The following is a 23,857-nucleotide window of genomic DNA, read 5'->3' as shown; positions in this document are numbered from 1 at the left end:
GGGGGGCGCGAACCGGCAGCTATAGAAATTGGAAAGCCCCCGCGCCTGCCGCCCGCAGAGAGGCCCGAGGCGCACCGGCCCCGGCCGCAGCGGCAATACCACACCGCCGGCGCGCAAAACCACCGGCGCTTCCGCCGGTTGGAGACAGTTCGCCGCGAGATTCCCGAACCAGTGTGCCGTAGAGTAGTAATCGAGGTCGGTTTCTGCGATCCCTTCCCCTTCATACGCCAAGGCCAGCGAGGATAGCGGGTGCTCCGTAACTGTCAGCGAAGCGTGATCCATGGACTTGGCCGATCCTTTCCACCGCCGCCGAAGGTGCGGGCGACCACAATAACAGGCCGTGCCGGCAATCTGCCGTCTCGCCCCGTTGCCGGCAACCCCGCCGCCCCACGGCCGAGCGGCATTCGATGAAGATTCTCTATCACCACCGCACCCAGGCCGCCGACGGCCAGTACGTCCATATCAGCGAACTGACCGAAGCGCTCGAAGCGCTCGGCCACGAGATCGTCATGGTCGGGCCCGGCGGCAACGAGAAGCGCCGCATGGATGCGGGGACGGACAGCGGCCCGGGCCTGCGCGAGCGCCTGCCCGCCTGGCTCTACGAACTGCTGGAATTCGGCTACAGCGCCGTGGCGTTCTGGAAGCTCTGGCGCGCCTGGCGCCGCCACCGGCCGGACGTGCTGTACGAGCGCTACAACATCTATTGCCTCTCCGGCACGTGGCTGAGATGGCTGACCGGCCTGCCCATGGCGCTGGAGGTCAACGCGCCGCTCTTTGAGGAACGCTCCACCCACGGCGATCTGACCTTGAAGGGCCTGGCGCGCTGGACCGAGGTGACCGCCTGGCGGGCGGCCGATGTCTGCCTGCCGGTGACGAATGTCCTGGCGGACTATGTCCGCGCCGCCCGGGTGCCCGAAGAGCGCATCCGCATCATTCCCAACGGGGCCGGCGCCCCCTTCCTCGACGGCTCCGCGGATGGCGCTTCGGTGCGCGACCGGCACGGGCTGGAGGGACGGCTGGTGCTGGGCTTCACCGGTTTCGTGCGCCCCTGGCACGGCATCGACAAGGTGATCGACCTGCTGGCCGGCGACCGTCTGCCGCCGGAAGCCCACCTGCTGATGGTCGGCGACGGCCCGGCCCGGCCGGACCTGGAAGCGCAGGCGCAACGCCTGGGCGTGACCGACCGGGTCACCTTCACCGGCGTGGTCCAGCGCGATGCGGTGCCCCACTATGTGGCCGCCTTCGACATCGCGCTGCAGCCGCACGTGGTCGCCTATGCCTCGCCCTTGAAGCTGATCGAATACCTGGCGCTCGGCCGCGCCATCGTCGCGCCGGACACCCGCAACATCCGGGAGATCCTGACCGACGGCGAAGACGGCCTGTTGTTTGCGGCCGGCAATACCGACGCCTTTGCCGAGGCCATCGTCCGCCTCGCCAACGACCCGGCGCTGCGCCAACGGTTGGGCGGCGGCGCGCTGGCGCTGTTGCACCGGCGCAACCTGACCTGGCGGCACAATGCCGAGCGCGTCGTGGACCTGTTCCGCGCGCGGCTTGCGCACCGCCGCTAGATGTTCAGTCCCGGATCCAGTCGGCCGCCCATTGCGGCAGCGTATCGGCTTCCACGATGGGCGTCGGCGCGGCTTCGGGGTTCTTGTAGGGTGTGGATTCGGTCATCCGGTCGAACGGAACCCCTTCGGTCCTGTTTGCGACCAGATAGGCCACCGCGCGCTCGTTCTGCGGTTGCCAATCCGCCGGCATCCCCTGTTGGGCGGACTTGCCCCTGACGACCACCGCCCAGGGGGCGCTGCCATTGTTGCGCAACAGCACGCCGGGTTTGGCGCGGACATCGGGATCCACACCGCCATCCGGCAAAACCCCGTTCTGGATCCGGTTCTGATAGAACAGATGGCGGAACAGGTACGGGTTTTGCGGGTTGCGATTGTCGACCTGGTGAAAGTCCACCGCCTCGGTTCCCCATCCTTCATCGACCCATTTGGCATAACCGGGCGGATAGGCGCGGTTGCGAAGCGTGATCACCGGCGAGCGCACCGGCCCGCGCCGCACAAGCGTGTTTCCAACCGCAATGGTCGAGCCCCAGGCGCCGCGGTCGAACAAGGGCAATCCGCCATAATAGCCCTGGGCCAGGTCTTCCGCGGTTTCGTAGTGCGACAGATGCGAATCGCGAATGTCGAGATGACGGGCATAGCATTTGAACACATGCCCCAACGCCTTTGGCGCGGAGATCCGACAGTTCCGAACCGTCATATTGCGAATATAGCTGACATAGATCGCATGCGTCTTGCCGCCGCCGCGGCCGGAATGGTGAAGGTCGCAATCGATCAACTCCACGTCGATCGGGTTCGTTGTGGTCGCGATCCCATTCTTGCCGCCCGTGACCTTGACGCGCTGCAAACGCACGTGATCGCCCCGCACCAGGCGCACCCCATCCCCGCTCAGTCCGGCGCGGATCTCCAGATCTTCGAATTCGAACGAGACCTTGCGGTCGATCCGGTTGTTCAGGCTGATCACCCCTTGCTTGCCCGGCGCGACCAGCCGTCCACGCCGGTTCGGCCCTTCGCCGCGGATGATGAAGCGGGCGCCGTCCTGGGTCGGGGCATTGCGGCGCAGGCCCAACTCCCACCAGGCCGCCGGGATATCGACACCGGCCGGAACCATGATCACGGCGCCCCGCGGCATCCTCCGATAGGACTGGCCACGGGTCACCAGGTGCCGTTTGGCGATCGACGTGGCAACATCCATTTCCAGCACCGGCAGGTCTTCCGCCGCGGTGAACCGCACCGGCGTCCTGGCCTGGGCCGGCACGCGCCAAAGCACGGACGGCGCCAGCACCGCCAAGGCGGCGGCACCCAACACTTGGCGGCGAGAGGATGTTGGCATTACAGTGTCTTCCATGATTTCAAAGCCCCTTGCGTTGAGGACAGGCCGACGTACCGCCTACCAAAGTACGCCACGCGCCGACATCGGCCATATACGGGTGCGGAGGCAAAGACTTTCTGACTTCTCGACGATTCCCTGCGATGGCATTGAACGATGATGCGCCTCGCCGACACCGATATCCGGGTTCTTGACCGCGGTCTGCCGGGCGCTGGCACGGCCGGCTTTTTCCTGTCATCCGACTGGCTTGGTACCACTGTCCGCACGGCGCCGGAAGAGGCGTCTCTCACCCTTCTGGAAATTGACGGGAGGGTGGGCGCCCTGCTCGGCCACCGCCGCACGACCCGGCACCGGGTTTTGCCGGTCCGCCAGTGGTTCCTCAACGAGACCGGCCATCCGGTCTTCGACCGGGTGGCCCTGGAATACAACGGGCTGGCCGGACTGGCCGAAAACACCGACGGCACGCGCGCGGCCTTGCATTGGTTATTGCACAACCTGCCGGATGCCGACGAACTCGTGGTCCGCAATGCCACCGCCGCCACCGCTGCGGCCCTGCGCTGCGCGGCCGCCGACGCGGGGTGGGCGGTGCGCTGCACCAACCGGGCGCCGTCGTCTGTGCTCGACCTGGAGCCGCTGCGGACCGACGGCCGGGATGCCCTGGTGCGCCTCGGCAAGAACACCCGCGCTGCCATTCGGCGCTCCATCCGCCTCTACGAAGCGGACGGACCGATTCGGGTCCATCGCGCCGAATCCGTCGCCGAGGCCCTGGCCTGGTTCGACTGCCTCGCGGCCTTGCATGTGGCATCCTGGCAGGGGCGGGCCACGCACAACGCCTTCACCAACCGCTGGTTCCACCCCTTCCATCAAACGCTGATCGCAACCGCCCATCCGCACGGCTATGTGGACCTGTTGCGGATTTCGGCGGGCGATCGGGTAATCGGCTATCTTTACAACTTTTCGGTCGATGGCTGGACCATGGCCTATCAGGCCGGGCTCGCACCCGCACCGGACAACCGCTGGAAGCCGGGGCTGGTCTGCCACAGTGCCGCCATCGACTATTGCACCGCACGCGGCGACCGCCTGTACGATTTCCTCGCCGGCCCGGCGCGCTATAAGCGCAGCCTGTCCAACCGCGAAATCCCGATGCAATCACTGGTCGCATTTGCACCGCGGTGGCATTTGCGGTTAGAGGATGCGGCGCGTCGTCTTAAGACAAAACTCCGCAAGACCGGAGCATTGTCCCGAGGCGACGCGCGCCCGGTCGGGCACGAAGACCATCCTGGAGCGAAGAACCAATGACCGACAGCCCACTGGAACGAACCGCCGAGGAATTTCGCACCCTGGTCCGTCAGGCCGCGGAACAAGGCCGGCTGGCGCCCGCCCCCACGCCGGCGGTCGACGCGGCGGAGCTGGCCGCCACCCTCCGCGCCGCTGTCGCCGATGCGGTGGCCGAGTCGGTTGCCGCAAACGCTTCCGGCCCGGTCAGCCTCGATCCGACCCTGATTGCCCGCCTGGAAGCGGCGGCGGACACGCTGTCGGACCGCAGCGACGATGACGTGCTCCTGCATTTGCGCAATGTGCTGCCGGGTCAGATCCGCCAGGAATTCCAGCAGCAGGCGCAGGGTCTGCAACAGCGCATGGGCGGCCTCGAACAGCAGGTGGCGGCGCTCCAGGCCGAAACGGGCTGGGGCCGGGAGATCGCTCGCGCGCTGTTGACCGGCGCGGTGGTGGCCATCGTCCTGCTGTTCGCCGTCGTCTTCCAGAAGCAAATCCAGGATTGGGGCCGCGACGCCATCTATCCGCTGCTGGGCATCACCATCAAGGAAGCCAGCACCAGCATGCCGCGCCTGGCCAGCCCCAGCAGCCCGCCGGAACGTCGCTGAGGGACACCGTCCCGGTCCTCCAGCGGGCATCCCCCGTCAGGCGACAATGTGCAGGCTGGCAAGGCGGGAGCGTTACCACTAACACCCTGTTCCACAGGGCCACCCGAACGCAGCACCAACGGAATTCGTTCTCATGTCGCACATTCGCGTTGGCTTGGTGGGCGCGGGCTTCATCGCCGACATTCACGCCGAAGCGCTTCGCCAGATTCCGGGTGTGAGCGTGACCGGGATTGCCGACCCCGCCCCCGGCCGCGCGGCCGCGCTGGCGGAGCGGTGGGGTATTGCCGGCCGCCACACCGACGCCGCCGACCTGGTCGGGCGGGTCGATGCGGTGCATGTGCTGGTGCCGCCGAACCTGCACCGCCGCGTGGCCGAGCCCCTGCTGCAAGCCGGCCTGCACGTGCTGCTGGAAAAGCCGATGGCGGAAACGCCCGAGGACTGCGCCGCCCTGCAACAGGCCGCCGCGACGGCGGGCGTCGCCCTCGGCGTCAATCAGAATTTCGTGTTCCACCCGGCCCAGGTCGGGCTGCAACAGGCCATCCGCGCCAACCGCATCGGTCCGGTGCGCCATGTCTCCGTGCTTTACAACATGCCGTTGCGCCAGCTCGACGCCGGCCAGCTCGGCCACTGGATGTTCGCGGAGCCGCGCAACCTGCTGCTGGAACAGGCGGTGCATCCGCTCTCGCAGATCGAGGCGCTGCTCGGCCCTATTCTGGCGGTCCAGGCGCAACCACAACCACCGCGCGCCGTCGGCGAGGGGCTGGAGTTGATCACCGGCTGGCTGCTGTCGCTGCGCTGCGAGCGCGGCACGGCGCAACTGCAATTCGCGCTCGGCCAAAGCCATCCGGTCTGGTCCGTCACCGCCATCGGCGACGACGGCCAGATCGAGGCCGACATCGTCAACAACCGCGTGTCCGCGGCCACGCCCAGCCGCTGGCTGGAGTTCGCCGACACGCTGCAAAGCGGCGCCGAGCGCGCCTCCGGTCTGGTCGGCGGCAGCATCGCCGGCGCGACGCGCTATCTGGCCGGCATGAGCGGCCTCGCCCCGCGCGGCGACGCCTTTTTCCAGTGCATGCAGGGCTCGCTCGCTGCGTTTTATCGTGAGCTTGCCAAGGGCGACCGCCCGCGGGGCGAGATGGGCGCGCGGCTGGTGCAGGTCTGCGCCGATATCGCCGCCACGGTCGACGGCCCCAAGGCCCGGCCGCGCCCGCCGCAGCCCGCCGACGACGCGCGCTATGACGTGGTGCTGCTGGGCGGCACCGGCTTTATCGGCCGGCACACGCTGGCCGCGCTGCGGGCCGAGGGCAAGCGCGTCGCCGTGTTCGCCCGCAGCGTCGACAACCTGCCGGCGCCCTTCCACGACCCGGCGGTGGGCGTGTTCCGCGGCTCGATCGGCGACAAGGCCGCGGTGGCCGACATGGCGCGCCGCGCGCCGGTGATCGTGAACCTGGCCCATGGCGGCGGCGGCGCCTCGGCCGCGGCGGTCGAGGCCGCCATGGTCGGCGGCGCCCGCCTCGTCGCCGAGGCCGCGCTGGCCGCCGGATGCGAGCATCTGGTGTTCGTCTCCTCCATCGCCGCGCTGTATCTCGGCGCCCGCGACGCCCGGATCACCGCCGCGACGCCGCCGGACCCGAACCACGACCGCCGCGCCGACTATGCCCGGGCCAAGGCGCTGGCGGAGTTGGCCATGCTGCACATGCACCGGCAGCAGGGCCTGCCGGTCTCGATCCTGCGGCCGGGCGTGGTGCTGGGCCTCGGCACCTCGCCCTTCCATTCCGGCATCGGCCTTTACAACCGCCAGACCCATTGCATCGGCTGGAACGACGGCCAGAACCCGCTGCCCCTGGTGCTGGGCGAGGACGTAGCCAGCGCCATCGCCGCCGCGATCCGCACGCCCGCCGCCATCGGCCAGACCCTCAACCTGGTGGGCGACGTGCGGTTGAGCGCGCGCGACTACACCCGCGAACTCGGCTATGCCACCGGCCGGCCGCTGGTCTATCACCCGTCGGCGCCCTGGACGATGCAGGCGGAAGAGCTACTGAAATGGGGCATCAAGCGCGTCGCCGGCCGCAAGGTGCCGGTGCCCTCGTTCGCCGACCTGAAATCCCGCGGCCTGGTCTCGCAATTCGACTGCTCGGCCGAAAAGGACCTGCTCGGCTGGCAGCCGGAGGCGGACCGTGAGCGGTTCCTGCAACAGGCGTTCGCGACCCATGGCGGCTGAGGCTCCCCTGCTGCTGCACGCCTTCTCCACGCTGGCGATGGGGGGGCCGCAACGGCGTTTCGTCCAGATCGCCAACGCCTTCGGCCCGCGCTATCGCCACGCCATCGTCGCGATGGACGGCAACACGCAATCGCTCGCCGACCTGAGCCCCGACGTGGCGTTCGAGGTGGTCGCCCCGCCGGTGGCGAAGGGCGGCGGCCTCTCGCTCGGCACGCTGCGCGCCATCGCCGGCGTGATCCGGAACCGAAAGCCGGACCTGCTGCTGTCCTACAACTGGGGCGCCATCGAGTGGGCGCTGGTGAACCGGCTGCTGCGCGCGGTGCCGCAACTGCATTGCGAGGACGGCTTCGGGCCGGAGGAATCCGGCACCCGCCAGATTCCCCGCCGCGTCTGGACCCGCCGCCTCGGCCTCGGCGGCCGTTGCGACCTGATCGTGCCCTCGCACACGCTGGAGACCATCGCCCGCCGGGTCTGGCACATTCCGGCCCGGCGCTGTCACCTGATCCCGAACGGGATCGAGCTCGACCGGTTCGCCGCCGCCGAGCCGCTGGCGACCCCGTTCGGCTCCGACCGCACCGTCATCGGCACCATCGGCATGCTGCGGCAGGAGAAAAATATCGGCCGCCTGTTGCGCGCCTTCGCCACGCTGGAGGACCTGCCCGTAAGCCTCGCCATCGCCGGCAGCGGCCCGACCCTGGCGGCGTTGCAGGCGGAGAGCCGGCGGCTGGGCCTCGGCGAGCGCGTCGCCTTTCTCGGCCACACCGACACGCCGGAGCGCGCCCAGGCGGCCTTCGACCTATTCGCCCTCTCCTCCGACACCGAACAGATGCCCTACAGCGTCATCGAGGCCATGGCCGCCGGCCTGGCGGTGGTCGCCACCGATGTCGGCGACGTGCGCCAGATGCTCGCGCCCGCCATCGCCGACGAATGCGTGGTGGCCAAGGACGACGAGGCCGGTTTCGCCGCCCGCCTGCGCTGGCTCGCCGGCGATGCCGCGGCCCGCGCCCGCATCGGCGAGGCGAACCGCGCCCATGTCCGCGCCACCTACGGCATCGACCGTATGCTGGAGGCCTGGGACAGCCTGATCGGGGCCAAGATCGCCGCCGGGCGATAGCGGTCCTCGCGATTGGCACGGCCGCCCGGCCCTGGCATGCTGGACGGCCAAGCCAGACCGATGCGCTCAGGACGCCGCCCATGACCACGCCCCTGCACTACCAGTCCGCCACGGACATCGCCTCCCAGATCATCCGCCGCAAGGTCAGCGCGCGGGAGGTGCTGGAGCATTTCCTCTCCCGCATCGACCGTTACAACCCGACGCTGAACGCCCTGATCTGGCTGGACGTGGACGGCGCCCGCCGCACCGCCGACGCGGCCGACGCGGCGCTGGACCGCGGCCAGGTCTGGGGGCCGCTGCACGGCGTGCCGATGACCATCAAGGAGAGCTACCAGGTGGCCGGCTCGCCCACCACCTGGGGCCATCCGGATTTCCGCAACAACGTGACCGAGACCGACGCCATCACCGTCGACCGGCTGAAAAAGGCCGGCGTCAACCTGTTCGGCAAGTCGAACGTGCCGCTGATGCTGGCCGACTGGCAGACCTTCAACGAGATCTACGGCACCACCAGCAACCCGTGGGACACGACCCGCACGCCCGGCGGCTCGTCCGGCGGGTCGGCGGCGGCGCTGGCGGCGGGCCTGACCGGCCTGGAGGCCGGCAGCGACATCGGCGCCTCGATCCGCAACCCGGCCCACTATTGCGGCGTGTTCGGGCACAAGCCCACCTATGGCGTGGTGACGCCGCGGGGCCAGTCCCTGCCCGACGCCTATGCCACCAGCGACATTTCGGTGATCGGCCCCATGGCCCGCAGCGCGCGCGACCTGGAGACCGGCCTGCGCGTCATGGCCGGCCCCGACGCGGTCGACGGCATCGGCTGGAGCCTGACCCTGCCGGCGCCGCGCCGGCGGCGCCTGTCGGACTTCCGCGTCGCCCTGAAATTCACCGACCCCAATGTCGAGACCGACGCGGCCTATGTCGACGCGCTGCAACACCTGGCCGACCGCCTCGCCAAGGCCGGCGCGACGGTGAAGGAGATCGAACCGGACGTCGACACGCGCAAGCTGTTCGAGAACTATGTGCTGCTGCTGCGCGCCGCCACGTCCGGCCGGGTGCCGCAGTCCATGCTCGACCTGGCGGAACGGGTGGTGCAGGGGCCGGACGACGGCAGCTATCTCTACTGGATGTCCCGCGGCAATCTGATGGCCCACCGCGAATGGCTCGGCCACAACAACGAGCGGCACCGCATGCGCTATGCCTTCGCCGAGTTCTTCAAGGACTGGGACATCCTGCTGTGTCCCGCCGCCGCCGGCCCGGCCTTCCCCAAGGACGAGGCCGGGGTGCGCCACGACCGCACCATCGCGGTCAACGGCAAGCAGGTCTATGGCACGGAGCAGATTTTCTGGGCCGGCTATTCCTGCAACGTCTATCTGCCGGCCACGGTCGGCCCGGCGGGCCTGGTCGGCGGCCTGCCGGTCGGCTACCAGGCCGTCGCCGGCCAGTATTGGGACTACACCGCCATCGAATTCGCCAAGCTGGTGGAGCAGGAAATCGTCGGTTTCCAGCCGCCGCCCGGCTATGATGACTGAGTCCGGATCGCGCGCATCAGGCCCATAAGCAAGAAGGAGGAACCGCCATGTCCGTCACCGTCACCCCGTTCGCCGAAGGGCTCGGCGCCGATATTTCCGGCGTCGACCTCGCCCGCATCACCGATGCGGAGGCGGCCGCCATCAAACGGGCCTGGATCGAGCACGCGGTGCTGCGGTTTCGGGGGCAGAAACTGGACGATGACGCCATGGCCAATTTCTCCGCCTATTTCGGCGAGTTGGAGAACGCGCCCATTGGCTTCAAGACGCGCAAATACAAGACCGACCGGCCGGAGGTTACCGTCATCTCCAACATCAAGATCGACGGCGAGGCCATTGGCGGGCTCGGCGACGGCGAGGCCGAATGGCACTCGGACATGACCTATATCGACCTGCCGCCCGACGCCTCCGCCCTCTACTCGCTGGAGGTGCCGGCGAGCGGCGGCAACACCTGGTTCATGGACATGTACCAGGCCTATGAGGCCCTGCCGGAAACCATGAAGCAGCGCCTGGACGGCCTGACCTGCAAGCACGACGCCACCCGCTCCAGCGACGGCCGCCTGCGCCAGGGCTATGCGGAGGCCTACACCCGCGAGGACCTGCCGGGCGCCGTGCACCCGCTGGTGATCCGCCACCCGGAAAGCGGCCGCAAGGCGCTCTATCCCGGCCGCCGCCTGAACGCGCATGTGATGGAACTGCCGCCCGAGGAGAGCGAGACCCTGCTGGATGCGCTCTGGCAGCATTTGCTGGCCCATGGCCGCACCTGGACCCAGCACTGGCAGGTGGGCGACCTGGTGATGTGGGACAATCGCTGCGTGCTGCACCGCCGCGATTCCTTCGACCCCGCGAGCCGCCGCCTGATGCACCGCACCCAGGTCCGCGGCAGCGCCCGCCCGGTCGCCGCGTAAGGCAGCGGCAAAGCGGAGCCCACACCCAGCTTTCCCGGATGGCAGAGCCAATCCGGGACCTCCAGCCGGGGCGGGACTCGGTCGGACATCCAGAGCCGGGGACAAACCCGGCCGGAGATCCCGGCCCTCCGCGCGCTGCGCTCCGGCCGGGAAAGCAGAAGGACGAGGTGCTCCGGCCGGGAAAGCGGAAGGACGAGGCGCCTGCCCTGCCCGCAACGCGGCGCTCCGGCCACCACTCCCCAGCTTTCCCGGATGGCGGAGCCAGTCCGGGACCTCCAGCCGAGGCGGGACTCGGGCGGACATTCCAGAGCCGGAGCCAATCCCGGCCGGAGATCCCGGCCCTCCGCGCGCTGCGCTCCAGCCGGGAAAGCGGAAGGACGAGGTGCTCCGGCCGGGAAAGCGGAGACGCCTTGCGCCTGCCCGGCCTACAGCGCCGCCTGCACTTTCGGAAACACCTCCTTCGCCAGCAGGTCGAAGGTTTCCAGCACCTGGGTCTGCGGCATGCCGATGCCCTGGACGCTCATGATGATGTGGTTGACGCCGATCTCGCGGTTGTAGCGCACCATCTCCTCGGCCACCGTGTCCGGGTCGCCGACAATGAAACGGTCGCGCGCCAATTCCTCATAGGCCATGGAGATGTCGCGGTCGTCTTCCGCCATCGCCTTGTCCTGGCCCCAGGTGACATAGGCGTCGTACATGTTCTTCATATAGGGGCCGGCGATGCGCTGGGCTTCCTCGTAGGTCGGCGCGCAGAACACCTCGCGCCGGATCGGCAGTTCGGTCGGGAAAGGCTTGCCGATGCGGTCCAACTCCGCGCGGTAGACATCCATCTGACGGCGGATGGTTCCCAGCTTCTGGTGCGGGTTGACATACCAGCAGTCGCCGAGCCGCGCGGCCCGCTTCACCGCGTTGTCGACATTGGCGCCGATCCAGATCGGCGGGTGCGGCGCCTGCACCAGCGGGGTGGAGATCGTCGCCTCGATCAGTTCGAAATGATCGCCGACCATGGAGACCTTCTCTTCGGTCCACAGCCGGCGGATCGCCTCCAGATTCTGGGTGAAGCGGCGCACGCCCTCGCTTTTCCGTGCGCCGAAGCCGCGATACTCCACCTCGCGATAGCCGAGCGCCGCGCCGAAAATCATGCGGCCATTGCTCATCAGGTCCATGGTGGCGAAGTATTCGGCCACCTCCAGCGGACTGTGCAGGGCCAGCAGCACGATGCCGGCGTTGAGCCGCAGGTTCGGCGCCTCGGCCATGACCCGGCTCAGATAGGGAATCTGCATGAATTCCCGGTGCGGCCAGGTGGAGAAATGGCTGCCGGTGGTGATCGAGTGATAGCCGAGCCGGTCCAGCGTGCGCGCCTGCTCCATCAGTTCGGTGAAGCGCAGGCGGATATCGTCGTCCCAGTCGAAAATCCCGCGTTGCATGATGCCGAATTGCATCTTGGCGGCCATGGTCGGGGTCCTTCCTCGTAACGAGTCGTGGCGTTCTACATAGGCGCTCGCCCCGGAGCTGAGTAGCCCGGTCGCCAAGCGTTTTCACGAGGAGGAAGAGGGGTGGTTCGGTTGGTAGCGGGAGAGGGATTTGAACCCCCGACCAAGGGATTATGATTCCCCTGCTCTACCGCTGAGCTATCCCGCCAACCGGACCGCGCCGCGCCCTGCCGGAACGCCAGGGCCGCGCGAGAGGCCGTTATATGCCGCCACGGCGCGGCTCTGTCAACGGCTGCCGCGCCCGATTTTGGGACGAAACCGCACAGATCGCCGTGGACGGCCAGCCGCTTGCCTCCCGGCCCGCACGCGAAGACGGCGAGGCCGCCGCCCGGCATGCCCGTCCGCCGGACCAAATGGCACACCGTGTTGACGCCCTTGCTCCATCGTCCATGTCAGAAAGGCGTCTTCGACGGTCGGGCCCGACGCCACCGCCTCCAGCCAAAACGACCGCCATCGCGAAGTTCGTTCCGGTCCGTGTGGTCGCCGGATAGCGGCCATTCGGTTCGTCGACAGCCCCGTCACAGCCCCATCCCGGCTGAAAGGGTTCCAGCATGTTCGAGCAATTCGATCCGGTGATCCTGGCGCGGATCCAGTTCGCGTTCACGGTCTCGTTTCACTTCATCTTCCCGGCCATCACCATCGGGCTTGCCAGCTATCTGATGGTGCTCGAAGGGCTTTGGCTGAAAACCGGCCGCGGCGTTTATGCGAACCTCTACCGCTACTGGCTCAAGATTTTTGCGGTCGTCTTCGGCATGGGCGTCGTTTCCGGCATCGTCATGGCCTATCAGTTCGGCACCAACTGGTCGGAATTCTCGCACAAGGCCGGACCGATCATCGGCCCGCTGATGGCCTATGAGGTGATGACGGCGTTTTTCCTGGAGGCCGGGTTCCTGGGCGTCATGCTGTTCGGCGCCAACAAGGTCGGCCCGCGATTGCATTTCTTCGCCACCTGCATGGTGGCCCTGGGCACGCTGATCTCCGCCACCTGGATCATCTCGGTCAACAGCTGGATGCAAACCCCCACCGGCTATGCGATCAACCCGGCCGGCCAGTTCGTGCCCGACGGTTCGTGGTGGCCGATCATTTTCTCTCCCAGCTTTCCCTACCGACTGGTCCACACCGCGCTCGCCGCCTATTTGACGACCGCCTTTCTCGTCGGCGGCGTCGGCGCCTGGCATCTGCTGCGGGACCGAACCAATCCCGGCGCCCGCACCATGTTCTCGATGGCGATGTGGATGGCCGTGCTGGTCACGCCGGTCCAGATCATCGCCGGCGACCAGCACGGGCTCAACTCGCTGGAGCACCAGCCGGTCAAGGTGCTGGCGATGGAAGGCGACTTCGCCCCCAGCCCCGACGGCGCCCCCCTGGTCCTGTTCGGCCTGCCGAGCAACCAGGACGCACGCGTGCATTACGAAATCGCCCTGCCCTATCTGGGCTCGCTGATCCTGAAGCACGACCCGTTCGCACCGCTGCCGGGATTGACCGACTTTCCGAAGGCCGACTGGCCGCCGGTCGTGATCGTGTTCTGGTCGTTCCGCATCATGGTGGCGCTCGGCTTCGCGATGCTGGCCATCGGCCTCTGGAGCGCGGTCGCCCGCTACCGGTCCAGGCTCTACGATTCAGCCTGGCTGCACCGCGCGGCGGTGGCGATGGGGCCGTCCGGCCTGGTGGCCGTCATTGCCGGTTGGGTCACGACCGAAGTGGGGCGGCAGCCCTTCACCGTCTATGGCTTGCTGCGCACGTCGGAGTCCGCCTCGCCGCTGGCCGCGCCCGCGGTCGCCACCTCGCTGATCGCCTTCGTGGTGGTGTATTGCTGCGTCTTCGGCCTGGGCATCTACTACATCCTGCGTCTCATGGCGAAGCCGCCGCAGCGGGGCGAGCCGGAATTGTCGAACTCCCCCTACCGCGCCTCCGGCATCACGCCCGCGGCCGGTGTCGGGGCATCCCCGGTGAAGGGAGGGTAACGCCATGTCTGGCATCGATCTGACCGTCGTCTGGGCCGGCATTATCGGCTTCGCCATTTTCGCCTATGTCGCCATGGACGGGTTCGACCTCGGCATCGGCCTGCTGTTTCCCGGCTTCGCGGTCGGCGAGGAGCGGGACCGGGCCATGAACTCCATCGCACCGGTCTGGGATGGCAACGAGACCTGGCTTATCCTGGGCGGCGGCGGGCTGATGGCGATGTTTCCGCTGGCCTATGCGATCATCCTGCCGGCGACCTATCCCTTGATCATCGCCATGCTGCTCGGCCTGATCTTCCGGGGCGTCGCCTTCGAGTTTCGCTGGCGCGACCCCGGTCATCGCCGACTCTGGGACCTGGCCTTCACGACCGGCTCCGCCGTGGCGGCGCTGGCGCAGGGGATCACGCTCGGCGCCATCCTCCAGGGCATTCGTGTCGAGAACAACATGTATGCGGGCGGCTGGCTCGACTGGCTGAGCCCGTTCAGCCTTCTGACCGGCGTATCCGTCGCGCTCGGCTATGGCCTGCTGGGCGCGACCTGGCTGATCTGGAAGACCGACGGGCCGGGGCAGGCGCGCGCGCGCCGCATGGCCTTTGGGCTCGGCATCGCCACCCTGGCCGCCCTCGCCGCGGTCAGCCTTTGGACGCCGTTCCTGAATTTCGCCTACTGGACCCGCTGGTTCCAGTTCCCGCAAATGCTGCTGACGCTGCCGGTTCCGCTGTTGGTGCTGGGCTGTGCGTATGTGTTCTTCCGCAGCCTCGCCCGCCAGGACGAGCGCCGTCCGTTCCTGATGGCGCTCGGCCTGTTTCTGCTGGGCTTTTTGGGCCTTGGCATCAGCATTTACCCCTATGCCGTGCCCCAGGCCGTGACGATCTGGGAGGCGGCATCGCCGCCGGAGAGCCAGGCGTTTCTGCTGGTGGGCACCGTCGTCATCGTGCCCATGATCCTGGCCTACACCGCCTGGGCCTATTGGGTGTTTCGCGGCAAGGCCGGATCGCAGGGCTATCACTGATGCCGCCGGCCGCATCGCTCTGGAAGCGGCTGGGCTGGATGGTGGCCATCTGGGTTGCGAGCGTGCTGGCGCTCGGCCTGGTGGCGACCCTGCTTCGCCTGGTCCTGGCATGATCCGCGGGCCGAGGCACCAGCGCCGCAGCCAATGCCCGCCTCAGTGCATTGCCGGGGTTCGCAGCAGGCTGATGCGGTCGGCGGATTTCACGGTGACGTCGATCAATTCGTCCTGCCGCAGCAGTCTGAGCGGGACCTCGGCGCCGGCCTGGCCGCAGGACCAGATCCCGCGCCAAAGCCCCATCAGGTTCGGAATCTCGGTGTCGCCGATGGCGACGATGCGGTCGCCGATTTCCAGTCCCGCCTGCTCGGCCGGGCCATGGTCGGCGACGCCGGCCACCACCACGGAATCGCCATCCTCCGCCGCATAGAGGCCCAGCCACGGCCGCGACGGCCGGTTCGCCCGCCCCTGGCTCAGCAGGTCCGGCAGGATGCCCTTCAGCAGCGCGATCGGCACCACCATGTTCATGTCGACGCGCGACTTGCGCCGGCCGCCCTGTTGCAGCACCAGCGAGCCGATGCCGTGCAACCGCCCATCCGGGCCGATCAGGCCGGCGCCGCCCCAGAACGGATGCGCCGGCACGGTGAAGAACGCATCCTCCAGCGCATACTCCCAATAGCCCGCGAACTCGTGCCGGGCCGCAAGGCGCGTGGCGACGGCGTTGCGCCGGCCGCCACCGGCGGCGAGGATGCAATCGTCGCCGACCTCCAACGCGTCCGAGTCGCCCAGCACCAGCGCCGGCAGCCGCAAATCCCCCAGCGCCTGCACCAGGCCGAAGCCGGTTTCCTGGTCGACCGCCAGCGCGTGGCCGGCAATGGCCCGGCCGTCGCCGGTGTTGATCCAGATCGTCTCCGCCTCGGTCACCAGATAGCCGATGGTGACGATCAGGCCCGCCTCGTCGATCACCACGCCGCTGCCGCCCCGCTCCAGACCCAGCGTGTGGGCGGTGAAGGCGTCGGGCGGCACATAGCAATGCAGACTGACCACCGCAGCCAGGGCGCGGACGATGTCAAAGGCATAGTCCTCCGCCTTCGGGTTCATCTCCTCAGGAATGTCCCAGTCGGACGCGGTCATGCGGAGGCCTTTGTCGGTAACGCGTACAGCATAAGGGTGCAGTATAGTCCGAGACCTCGTACCAACGCGATACTGGTATTTCCGTACCGCCGTCGCCGCACCTGTCGGCGGACGCCTGCCCGAACGGACTTCCCGGATCGGTTCGCCTCGTGCTTAACTTGTCGCAGGGTCCCGGCGAGGACGTTGCGCCAACAGCGTGCCGGGGCGAGCAAGCAGGGAGACTCCGCTCGATGATACGCTTCTCCGCGACGCGCCGATGGGCGCTGAAACTGGGTGCCACCGCCTTTGCCGCCGCGCTGACGCTGGCGGCGCCCTTGCAGCCCAGCAGCGCCGCCTCGCCGCAAAAGCCGGTGAAGATCGGCTTCTCCATGGCGCTGACCGGCGGACTCGCCGGTGCCGGCAAGGCCGCCCTGATCGCCATGGAAATCTGGCGCGACGATATCAACAAGGCGGGGGGCCTGCTGGGTCGGCCGGTGGAGTTCGTCTATTACGACGACCAGACCAACCCCTCGACCGTTCCCGGCATCTACACCAAGCTGCTGACGCTCGACAATGTCGACCTGGTGGTCAGCGGCTATGCCACCAACATGGTGGCGCCGGCCATGCCCATCGTCATGAGCCGCAAAATGGTGTTCATGAGCCTGTTCGGCCTGGCCGTGAACGAGAAATTCCACTACCCGAACTATTTCCAGATCATGCCCGCCGGCCCGCATCCGCGCTCGGACTGGTCGGCCGGCTTCTTCGACATCGGCATGGCGCAGACGCCGAAGCCCGCAACCGTCGCCCTGGTCGGCGCCGACGCGGAATTCGCCCGCAACGCACTGGACGGCGCGCGCGAGAATGCGAACAAGGCCGGCCTGAAAATCGTCTATGACAAGACCTACCCGGCGGCCACCGCCGACTTCACCCCCATCGTCCGCGCCATCCAGGCCGAAGCGCCGGACATGGTGTTCATCGCCTCCTACCCGCCGGATTCCGCCGGCATGGTGCGCGCCATCAACGAGGTCGGGCTCAAGGCCAAGCTGCTGGGCGGCGGCATGGTCGGCCTGCAATACGCCTCGCTGCTCTCGAAGCTCGGCGCCTCGCTGAACGGCATCGTCAACTACGATTTCTGGGTGCCGGAGCCGACGCTGAAATTCGAAGGCGTCGAGGAATTCCTGAAGAAATACCAGGAAAGAGCCAAGGGCCAGGGCGTCGACCCGCTGGGCTATTACCTGCCGCCCTACGCCTATGCCTATCTGCAATTGCTGGGCAATGCGGTGAACGCGGTCGGCTCGCTGGATCAGCAGAAGCTGGCCGACTATATCCGCAGCCACACCCACAAGACCGTGGTCGGCGACGTCACCTTCGCGCCGAACGGCGAATGGTCGACGCCGCGGGCGCTGATGGTGCAGTTCCAGGGCGTCGACGACAGCGGCCTGGAGCAGTTCACCCACGCCGGCAAGCGCGTCGTGCTCTGGCCGGAACAGTGGAAGTCCGGCACGCTCCACTACCCCTACGCGCAATAAGGGCCTCTGCCGTCATGGCATCCCCCGGGGCAAGCCATGACGGCCTGACGACAGCGAGGCCTCCGTGCTCGATCTCTTCCTGAACGCCCTCGCGGCCGGCGTGTTGCTGGGCGGCTTCTATGCGGCGGTGACGATCGGGCTGACCATTTCCTTCGGCCAGCTCGACATCGTCAACATCGCCCATCCGGCTTTCATCGTGCTGGGCTCGTTCTGCACCTTCGTGCTGCACGAGCATCTGGGGCTCGACCCGGTGCTGGCGGGCGTGCTGCTGACGCCGGTCTTCTTCTGCATCGGCGTCGGCCTCTACAGCGTCTATTACGCCAGCTTCGAGCGGCGCGGCGACGAGACCCTGCGCGGCCTCGCCTTTTTTTTCGGCATCATGTTCATTCTGGAGGTCCTGCTGATCATGACCTTCGGCGTCGACTACCGCCTGGTGGAGACCGCCTATATCGGCCAGGCGATCCATATCGGCCCGGTCGGGCTGCCCTTCCGCATGCTGGTGCCGTTCGCGGTGGCGATGGCGACGGCGGGCGCGATCTATCTCTATCTCTCCAAAACCTTCACCGGCCGCGCCATCCTGGCGGTGGCGCAGGACCGGCTGGCGCTGCAACTGATGGGCGCCGACCCGGTCAGGACCAAGCAGATCGCCTTCGGCATCGGCCTCGCCACCACGGCCATCGCCGGGTCGCTGCTGATCATGCTGGGGCCGGTGGAGCCGTCGCTGGGGCGGCTCTATATCGGCCGGGTGTTCGCCATCGTCGTCCTGGGCGGCATGGGCAGCATCGGCGGCACCATCGTCGCCGCCATCATTCTGGGGGTGGTCGAAAGCATGGTCGCCACCTTCTATGGCCCGTCCTGGGCGCCGGCGGTGGCGTTCGGCTTCCTGCTGGTAACGCTGGCGGTGCGCCCCGCCGGCCTGTTCGGGAGGTAGGGGGCCATGCGCATCGACTGGTTCGCGCCCCTGGCGGTGCTGCTGGTGCTGGGCGGCGCGCTTGCCACCCGCCATGTCGACTCCAACTTCCTGTTCTATGCCGGCTATGTGGTACTGCAATTCGTCGTGCTGGCCACCGCCTGGAACATTCTGGGCGGCTTCACCGGCTATGTGAATTTCGGCAGCGCCGCCTTTTTCGCCGTCGGCGCCTACACCACCATCGCCCTGAACAAGTGGCTGGGCCTGCCGCTGCTGGCGATCCTGCCGGTGGCCGCCCTGGTGGCGGGGCTGATCGGTCTGGCCGCCGGCTATCTGACCCTGCGCCTGCGCGGCGTGTTCTTCTCCATCGCCACCCTGGCGCTGGCGGTGGTGCTGGAGACGATGGTCGCCAACTGGGATTATGTCGGCGGCGCCTCCGGCTCCTATGTCATCCCGCCGGCGGAGGTGCCCTTTTTCGACAACTATATCGAGGGCCTGTTCAGCCTGATGCTGGCGCTGGCCGTCGCCGCCGTCGCCATCGCCCGCTACATCGCGCGGTCCAAGATCGGCCGCGGCTTCGCCGCCATCCGAGACGACGAGGTGGCGGCCGAATGCATGGGCGTGCCGACGCTGCGGCTGAAGCTGATCGCCACCACCCTCAGCGGCGCGCTGATGGGCATTGCCGGCGCGCCCTACCCCTTTTACGTCACCTATGTCGAGCCGACCTCGGCCTTCAACCTGACCTATGCGGTCAACGCCATCGCCATGCCGATGGTGGGCGGCACCACCACCTGGTTCGGCCCGGTGATCGGCGCGGTGCTGCTGGGCTCGCTGCAACAATGGGCGACGGTGACCATTTCCTCCGAGCTGAACCTGCTGATCGTCGGCGTGACCCTGGTCGGCTTCGTCGTCCTGGCGCCGCAGGGTCTGGTCGGCCTCGCCCGGCAGGCGCTCGCCCGCGTGAGGCGCCGGCCATGAGCGAGACGCCCCTCCTCCGCCTGGGCGGCGAGCCCATTCTCCAAGTCGAGGGCGTGGTCAAGCGCTTCGGCGGCTTCACGGCCCTGGACGGCATCGACCTCGCCCTGGCGCCGGGCGAGCGCCTGGGCCTGATCGGGCCGAACGGCTCCGGCAAGACGACGCTGATCAACTGCATTGCCGGCACGCTGATCGCCGACGCCGGCGCGATCCGGTTCCGGGGGCAGGAGATCACGCGTCTCTCCGCCCACCGCCGCACCGGCCTCGGCATCGCCCGCAGCTTCCAGATCCCCCGACCCTTCGCCAGCATGAGTGTGGCGGAGAATGTCGCCATCCCGCTGGAATATGTCGGCTCGCGCCAGCGCTCCGGCGGCCTGCTGGCCGAGGCGCGGGAGATCCTGGCCCTGATGCGGCTCGACCACCTGGCCGACACCGACGCACGCGCGCTCAACCAGATCGAGTTGCGCAAGCTGGAACTCGCCCGCGCCATGGCCTGCCACCCCGAACTGCTGATCGCCGACGAGGCCATGGCTGGCCTTTCCGGCAACGAGGTGGACGAGATCCTGGAAATCCTCTTGGCGGTGAACGGCCGCGGCGTCGCCATCATCATGATCGAGCACATCATGCGCGCGGTCATGGGCTTCTCGACGCGCATCGCCGTGCTCGACGCCGGCCGCAAGATCGCCGACGGCGCGCCGGCCGAGATCATGCAGAACCCGGACGTGGAGAGGGCGTATCTTGGCGAGTAGAATCGTGGCCGAAAGCCTCTGTGCCGGCTATGGCGCGGTGCAGGTGCTGCACGGCGTCTCGCTCCGGGTCGAGCCGGGCGAGACCGTGGTGCTGCTCGGCACCAACGGCAACGGCAAGAGCACGCTGATCAAATGCCTGACCGGCATCCTGCAACCGGTTGCCGGCCGGGTCTATCTGGAGCGCGACGGCGAGCGCATCGACCTTGCCGGCCGCTCGCCGCAGGAAATCGTCAATCTGGGCGTCGCCCTGGTGCCGGAAGGCCGCCGCCTGTTCCCGAAGCTGACGGTGCGCGAGAATCTGGAGCTGGGCGCCTTCCGCCCGGCCGCGCGCCAGCGCCTGCGCGACAACCTCGCCTTCTGCTTCGAGGCCTTCCCGCGCCTCGCCGAGCGGCGCAAGCAGATGGTGGGTTCGATGAGCGGCGGCGAGCAGCAGATGGTGGCCTTGGCCCGCGCCATGATGTCGGACCCGCAAGTGCTGCTGATCGACGAGCCCTCGGTCGGCCTGGCGCCGATCCTGGTCAGCCGCATGATCGCCAAGATCAAGGAATTGCACGACCACCGCGCGCTCACCGTGCTGATGGCCGAGCAGAACTTCAACCAGGCGATCAAGATCGCCGACCGCGGCTACATCATCGTCCACGGCGAAATCGCCTATGAGGGCGAAAGTGCGGCCGCGCTGATGAACAACGACCTGGTCAAGCAATATTATCTGGGCGCCTGACCGGCCCGTTCTCGCCCCTCCCCTCTCATCCCGAGCAGGCGCAACGCGCCGTATCGAGGGACGCAGGCCCTATGCGAGACAAGGCAGGGCTGGCCGCCGCCGTCAGCCCTGTTGCAACTCGATCATGTTGCCGAACGGGTCCTCGAAGAAAATCTGGTCGGAGGCCGTGCCGACCAGGCTCTTGTATTCCCAGAATTCGATCTGGCGCTGTTCCAACTCGGCCCGGGCCGCATCCAGGTCGGCGACGGCGAATGCGACATGGGTGCGGGTCGGGTCCTGCTTGTCCGAGCGCGCCACCGGCGACGCTCCCTCCGCGCCCATGATGTGCAGTTGCTGGCTGCGGTCGCCGGGGCGGACATTCGACCAAAAGCCGGGAATGCCCCGGATTTCCGGCCGCTTCTCGTCGGTCTGCAAGCCCAGCAGGTCGCCATAGAAAGCATGGGCCTTGGCCACGTCCGCGTCCGTCGGCCCGACGCGGAAACCCGTGTGCAGCAATCCCAGAACCTCGATCGTCATGGCGCGTCTCCTCTGCGGTGGTACCGCTCCGATCGTAGGGCCGTGCGGCCGGCGGCGAAAGCCGGTTGCGCGACCGCGCGCCGCGGTGTGCAATCGTCGGGTTCACGCCCCAGGAGAGGAGCCTCCCATGGCCCGAAGGATCGCCGTGCTCGCCACCGGCGCCAACGGCAGTTGCATCGCCGCCGACCTCACCGCCGCCGGCCTCGACGTCACCCTGGTCGACCAGTGGCCGGCGCATGTGGAGGCCATGCGCGCCGGCGGCCTCACCGTCCGCACCCGGGACGGCGAGACCACGCTGCCGGTGCGGGCACACCATCTCTGCGATCTCTGCGCGCTCAGTCCCGTGTTCGACGTGGTGCTGCTCGCCTGCAAGGCCTATGACGCGCGCTGGATGGCGGAGTTTATCAAACCCTATCTCGCCGCCGACGGGCTGCTGCTCGGCGTCCAGAACGGCATGACGGCCGAAATGCTGGCCGAGGTGGTCGGGCCGGAGCGCACGGTCGGCTGCGTCGTCGAACTGGCCTCGCAGATGTTCGAACCCGGCCTTATCACCCGCAGCACGGTGCGCGAGAAAACCTGGTTCGGTGTCGGCGCCTTCCACCCCTCCCAGAGCGCCAAGGTGGCCATCGCCGCCGAGGTGATTGGCCATGCCGGCCGGGTGGAGGTGTCGGACGACATCCTCTCGGCCAAGTGGATGAAGCTGATCGTCAACGCCATGACCATGGGGCTGAAGGCGGTGCTGGGCGCGACCAACGCCCAGGTGGCCGAGATGTCGGGCGTGCGCGAGCTGTTCCTCGGCGCCGGTGCGGAGGCGCTGGAGGCCGGGCAGAGGCTCGGCTATCGCGTCGTGCCGATTTTCGGCCTCTCGGCCGATCAGGTGCAGAACACCAACACCCTGCTGGAACTGCTGCTGGACAAGCTCACCCGCGACGTAGGGCCGAGCGCGATCAACACCGTCCTGCAAGACCTGATGAAGGGCCGCCTGAGCGAGGTGGACCTCATCAACGGCCTGGTCGCCGACACGCTGCAAGTCAGCGGACGACCGGCGCCGGTCAATGGCGCCATCACCGCCCTCGCCCGCCAGATTCACGCCGGCGCGCTGCAGCCGGGGCCGGAAAACCTGGACCGCATCCGCGACCTGGCCGGTTTGGCCTGACTGCGGCCGACCCGCAAGCGCTTGCCGTCGGGGCCAGGGGCGCTAGGCTGGGAGGCAACCAGAATGTCCCGCCAGGAGACGCCCCGCGCCATGGAATTCGGCATCCAGTTCTTTCCCGACGTCGGCCCGCAGCACAAGCCCGCCGACCAGTATTTCCGCGAGGCGCTGGCCCTGGTCGATCAGGCCGAGCCGCTCGGCTACACCCATGTGCGCATCGTCGAGCACCACTTTCACTATTACGGCGGCTACTCGCCGAACGCGATGGTGTTCCTGGCCGCCGTCGCGGCCCGCACGGCCAAGGTGCGGCTGGTCACCGGCGCCGTGCTGCCAGCCTTCAACAACCCGCTGAAACTGGCGGGCGAGATCGGCATGCTGGATGCGATCTCGAACGGACGGCTGGACGTGGGCTTCGCCCGCGCCTTCCTGCCGCACGAATTCCGCCGCTTCGGCGTCTCGCCGGACGAGTCCGTGGCGCGCTACCGCGAGGGGATCGAGCAGGTGGAACTGCTCCTGACCCGCGAAAACGTCACCCACGAAGGCCGGTTCCACCAGATCCGCGAGACCACCACCCTGCCCCGCCCGACCCAGCGGCCGCGCCCGCCCTTCTACGTGGCCGCCCTGGGCACGCCCGCCTCGTTCGAATTCGCCGGGGCCGCCGGCCACAACATCATGTGCGTGCCCATGCTGGGCGCGGCGATGAAGGAGTTGATCGGCATTTACCGCGAGGCCCGCGCCAAGGCCGGGCACGAGGGGCCGGGCCAGGTCATGCTGGCCCATCACATGTTCTGCCATCCCGACGGCGCCAAGGCGCGCGACATCGCCCGTCCGCATCTGGACGCCTATCTGAAATCGCTGGTCGAGGGTGCCTCCGACTGGCTCGACGGCATGACGAGCGCCGACTATCCCGGCTATGACAAGATCATCGCCATGATGCAGCAGGAGACCACCGACACCCAGATCGCCAAGGGCGCGGCCTGGATCGGCACGCCGGCGGAAATCGTCGACAATATCCGCATGTATCAGGAGGAGACCGGCGGCTTCGAGCACGCCTCGCTACAGGTCAACTTCCACAACATGCCGTTCGCCGAGGCCGAACGCTCCATGCGCATGTTCGCCGAGCAGGTGATGCCGGTGTTTGGCCAGGGCACCGCCTGAACCGCGCCGAACGACGATTGGCACGG

The 23,857-nt window shown here is 68.0% G+C and carries 21 protein-coding genes and 1 tRNA gene; 17 read left to right on the top strand and 5 right to left on the bottom strand.

The features are described 5' to 3' along the window. The first annotated feature begins 407 nt into the window (after window positions 1-407). A complete protein-coding gene (locus tag H6844_07080; GenBank protein ID MCB9929158.1) occupies window positions 408-1,568 on the top strand; it encodes a glycosyltransferase family 4 protein in 1,161 nt (386 codons plus the stop codon). A 4-nt stretch (window positions 1,569-1,572) separates the two neighbouring features. Here H6844_07080 and H6844_07075 read toward each other — a convergent pair whose 3' ends face one another. Further along, a complete protein-coding gene (locus H6844_07075; GenBank protein MCB9929157.1) occupies window positions 1,573-2,898 on the bottom strand; it encodes a hypothetical protein in 1,326 nt (441 codons plus the stop codon). Between the two features lie 153 nt (window positions 2,899-3,051). On the opposite strand from H6844_07075, the gene H6844_07070 reads away from it, so the two are divergent. The 6 genes from H6844_07070 (at window position 3,052) to H6844_07045 (ending at window position 10,547) form a co-directional block, all read left to right on the top strand. Continuing rightward, entirely contained in the window at window positions 3,052-4,194 is a 1,143-nt protein-coding gene (locus tag H6844_07070; protein ID MCB9929156.1) for a GNAT family N-acetyltransferase, read from the top strand. Beyond that, entirely contained in the window at window positions 4,191-4,778 is a 588-nt protein-coding gene (locus H6844_07065; GenBank protein ID MCB9929155.1) for a hypothetical protein, read from the top strand. Before H6844_07070 ends, H6844_07065 begins: the two co-directional genes overlap by 4 nt. 133 nt (window positions 4,779-4,911) lie before the next feature. After that, window positions 4,912-6,999: a Gfo/Idh/MocA family oxidoreductase gene (locus H6844_07060; protein ID MCB9929154.1), complete on the top strand. Its 2,088-nt coding sequence runs from the start codon at window positions 4,912-4,914 to the stop codon at window positions 6,997-6,999. Continuing rightward, window positions 6,989-8,113 carry a glycosyltransferase family 4 protein gene (locus H6844_07055; GenBank protein ID MCB9929153.1) on the top strand — a complete coding sequence of 375 codons (1,125 nt, stop codon included), beginning with the start codon at window positions 6,989-6,991 and terminating at the stop codon, window positions 8,111-8,113. The genes H6844_07060 and H6844_07055 overlap by 11 nt, the downstream gene beginning before the upstream one ends. Before the next feature lie 80 nt (window positions 8,114-8,193). Next, window positions 8,194-9,642, top strand: coding sequence for an amidase (locus tag H6844_07050; GenBank protein MCB9929152.1), 1,449 nt, complete (start codon window positions 8,194-8,196; stop codon window positions 9,640-9,642). A gap of 47 nt (window positions 9,643-9,689) precedes the next feature. Beyond that, the gene (locus H6844_07045) at window positions 9,690-10,547 is read left to right on the top strand and encodes a TauD/TfdA family dioxygenase (protein ID MCB9929151.1); all 858 of its coding nucleotides are present in this window, start codon (window positions 9,690-9,692) and stop codon (window positions 10,545-10,547) included. A gap of 425 nt (window positions 10,548-10,972) precedes the next feature. On the opposite strand, the gene H6844_07040 is transcribed toward H6844_07045, so the two are convergent. After that, the gene (locus tag H6844_07040; GenBank protein ID MCB9929150.1) at window positions 10,973-12,001 is read right to left on the bottom strand and encodes an LLM class flavin-dependent oxidoreductase; all 1,029 of its coding nucleotides are present in this window, start codon (window positions 11,999-12,001) and stop codon (window positions 10,973-10,975) included. Window positions 12,002-12,113: 112 nt separating this feature from the next. Next, window positions 12,114-12,188 (bottom strand) — tRNA-Met (locus tag H6844_07035). 403 nt (window positions 12,189-12,591) lie between these two features. Here H6844_07035 and H6844_07030 point away from each other — a divergent pair. Genes H6844_07030 through H6844_07020 form a run of 3 tightly spaced genes read left to right on the top strand, consistent with a single transcriptional unit; the run spans window position 12,592 to window position 15,126 of the window. After that, the gene (locus H6844_07030; protein MCB9929149.1) at window positions 12,592-14,004 is read left to right on the top strand and encodes a cytochrome ubiquinol oxidase subunit I; all 1,413 of its coding nucleotides are present in this window, start codon (window positions 12,592-12,594) and stop codon (window positions 14,002-14,004) included. Window positions 14,005-14,008: 4 nt separating this feature from the next. Beyond that, window positions 14,009-15,013, top strand: a complete 1,005-nt coding sequence (gene cydB, locus H6844_07025) for a cytochrome d ubiquinol oxidase subunit II (protein MCB9929148.1) — start codon at window positions 14,009-14,011, stop codon at window positions 15,011-15,013. Further along, window positions 15,013-15,126: a DUF2474 domain-containing protein gene (locus H6844_07020; protein MCB9929147.1), complete on the top strand. Its 114-nt coding sequence runs from the start codon at window positions 15,013-15,015 to the stop codon at window positions 15,124-15,126. Before cydB ends, H6844_07020 begins: the two co-directional genes overlap by 1 nt. Window positions 15,127-15,166: 40 nt before the next feature. Here the strand turns inward: H6844_07020 and H6844_07015 are convergent, their stop codons facing one another. After that, on the bottom strand, window positions 15,167-16,141 hold the full coding sequence (locus H6844_07015) for a serine protease (protein MCB9929146.1): 975 nt from the start codon (window positions 16,139-16,141) through the stop codon (window positions 15,167-15,169). A gap of 230 nt (window positions 16,142-16,371) precedes the next feature. Here H6844_07015 and H6844_07010 point away from each other — a divergent pair, with 230 nt between their 5' ends. The 5 genes from H6844_07010 to H6844_06990 all read left to right on the top strand — a co-directional run bounded on the left by H6844_07010 (window position 16,372) and on the right by H6844_06990 (window position 21,004). Continuing rightward, window positions 16,372-17,649 (top strand): amino acid ABC transporter substrate-binding protein, encoded by a 1,278-nt coding sequence (locus H6844_07010; protein ID MCB9929145.1) that lies wholly within the window; start codon window positions 16,372-16,374, stop codon window positions 17,647-17,649. 64 nt (window positions 17,650-17,713) lie between these two features. Next, complete coding sequence (locus H6844_07005; protein MCB9929144.1) at window positions 17,714-18,580, top strand: branched-chain amino acid ABC transporter permease; 867 nt, start codon at window positions 17,714-17,716, stop codon at window positions 18,578-18,580. Window positions 18,581-18,586: 6 nt separating this feature from the next. Next, a complete protein-coding gene (locus tag H6844_07000) occupies window positions 18,587-19,537 on the top strand; it encodes a branched-chain amino acid ABC transporter permease (protein ID MCB9929143.1) in 951 nt (316 codons plus the stop codon). Then, on the top strand, window positions 19,534-20,283 hold the full coding sequence (locus H6844_06995; GenBank protein ID MCB9929142.1) for an ABC transporter ATP-binding protein: 750 nt from the start codon (window positions 19,534-19,536) through the stop codon (window positions 20,281-20,283). The genes H6844_07000 and H6844_06995 overlap by 4 nt, the downstream gene beginning before the upstream one ends. Beyond that, on the top strand, window positions 20,273-21,004 hold the full coding sequence (locus tag H6844_06990) for an ABC transporter ATP-binding protein (protein ID MCB9929141.1): 732 nt from the start codon (window positions 20,273-20,275) through the stop codon (window positions 21,002-21,004). The genes H6844_06995 and H6844_06990 overlap by 11 nt, the downstream gene beginning before the upstream one ends. Window positions 21,005-21,106: 102 nt before the next feature. Here the strand turns inward: H6844_06990 and H6844_06985 are convergent, their stop codons facing one another. Beyond that, on the bottom strand, window positions 21,107-21,520 hold the full coding sequence (locus H6844_06985) for a VOC family protein (protein ID MCB9929140.1): 414 nt from the start codon (window positions 21,518-21,520) through the stop codon (window positions 21,107-21,109). A gap of 127 nt (window positions 21,521-21,647) precedes the next feature. On the opposite strand from H6844_06985, the gene H6844_06980 reads away from it, so the two are divergent. Together H6844_06980 and H6844_06975 are read left to right on the top strand one after the other, a co-directional pair. Next, a complete protein-coding gene (locus tag H6844_06980) occupies window positions 21,648-22,676 on the top strand; it encodes a 2-dehydropantoate 2-reductase (protein ID MCB9929139.1) in 1,029 nt (342 codons plus the stop codon). Window positions 22,677-22,766: 90 nt separating this feature from the next. Beyond that, window positions 22,767-23,831 carry an LLM class flavin-dependent oxidoreductase gene (locus H6844_06975; protein ID MCB9929138.1) on the top strand — a complete coding sequence of 355 codons (1,065 nt, stop codon included), beginning with the start codon at window positions 22,767-22,769 and terminating at the stop codon, window positions 23,829-23,831. Window positions 23,832-23,857: the final 26 nt, after the last annotated feature.

It is taken from the genome of Alphaproteobacteria bacterium (genome assembly GCA_020638555.1).
In the GTDB taxonomy this organism is placed as follows: domain Bacteria; phylum Pseudomonadota; class Alphaproteobacteria; order Bin95; family Bin95; genus JACKII01.
The sequence above is the reverse complement of the archived record's forward strand: the minus strand, read 5'-3'. Positions and strand labels throughout refer to the sequence as shown.

Coding starts and splice junctions, on each gene's coding strand:
- H6844_07065 (MCB9929155.1), top strand. CDS start 4,191: ATGACCGACAGCCCACTGGAACGAACCGCCGAGGAATTTCGCACCCTG.
- H6844_07070 (MCB9929156.1), top strand. CDS start 3,052: ATGATGCGCCTCGCCGACACCGATATCCGGGTTCTTGACCGCGGTCTG.
- H6844_06985 (MCB9929140.1), bottom strand. CDS start 21,520: ATGACGATCGAGGTTCTGGGATTGCTGCACACGGGTTTCCGCGTCGGG.
- H6844_07060 (MCB9929154.1), top strand. CDS start 4,912: ATGTCGCACATTCGCGTTGGCTTGGTGGGCGCGGGCTTCATCGCCGAC.
- H6844_07000 (MCB9929143.1), top strand. CDS start 18,587: ATGCGCATCGACTGGTTCGCGCCCCTGGCGGTGCTGCTGGTGCTGGGC.
- H6844_06995 (MCB9929142.1), top strand. CDS start 19,534: ATGAGCGAGACGCCCCTCCTCCGCCTGGGCGGCGAGCCCATTCTCCAA.
- H6844_07050 (MCB9929152.1), top strand. CDS start 8,194: ATGACCACGCCCCTGCACTACCAGTCCGCCACGGACATCGCCTCCCAG.
- H6844_07020 (MCB9929147.1), top strand. CDS start 15,013: ATGCCGCCGGCCGCATCGCTCTGGAAGCGGCTGGGCTGGATGGTGGCC.
- H6844_06980 (MCB9929139.1), top strand. CDS start 21,648: ATGGCCCGAAGGATCGCCGTGCTCGCCACCGGCGCCAACGGCAGTTGC.
- H6844_07075 (MCB9929157.1), bottom strand. CDS start 2,898: ATGCCAACATCCTCTCGCCGCCAAGTGTTGGGTGCCGCCGCCTTGGCG.
- H6844_07010 (MCB9929145.1), top strand. CDS start 16,372: ATGATACGCTTCTCCGCGACGCGCCGATGGGCGCTGAAACTGGGTGCC.
- H6844_07040 (MCB9929150.1), bottom strand. CDS start 12,001: ATGGCCGCCAAGATGCAATTCGGCATCATGCAACGCGGGATTTTCGAC.
- H6844_07045 (MCB9929151.1), top strand. CDS start 9,690: ATGTCCGTCACCGTCACCCCGTTCGCCGAAGGGCTCGGCGCCGATATT.
- H6844_07080 (MCB9929158.1), top strand. CDS start 408: ATGAAGATTCTCTATCACCACCGCACCCAGGCCGCCGACGGCCAGTAC.
- H6844_07030 (MCB9929149.1), top strand. CDS start 12,592: ATGTTCGAGCAATTCGATCCGGTGATCCTGGCGCGGATCCAGTTCGCG.
- cydB (MCB9929148.1), top strand. CDS start 14,009: ATGTCTGGCATCGATCTGACCGTCGTCTGGGCCGGCATTATCGGCTTC.
- H6844_06975 (MCB9929138.1), top strand. CDS start 22,767: ATGGAATTCGGCATCCAGTTCTTTCCCGACGTCGGCCCGCAGCACAAG.
- H6844_07015 (MCB9929146.1), bottom strand. CDS start 16,141: ATGACCGCGTCCGACTGGGACATTCCTGAGGAGATGAACCCGAAGGCG.
- H6844_07055 (MCB9929153.1), top strand. CDS start 6,989: ATGGCGGCTGAGGCTCCCCTGCTGCTGCACGCCTTCTCCACGCTGGCG.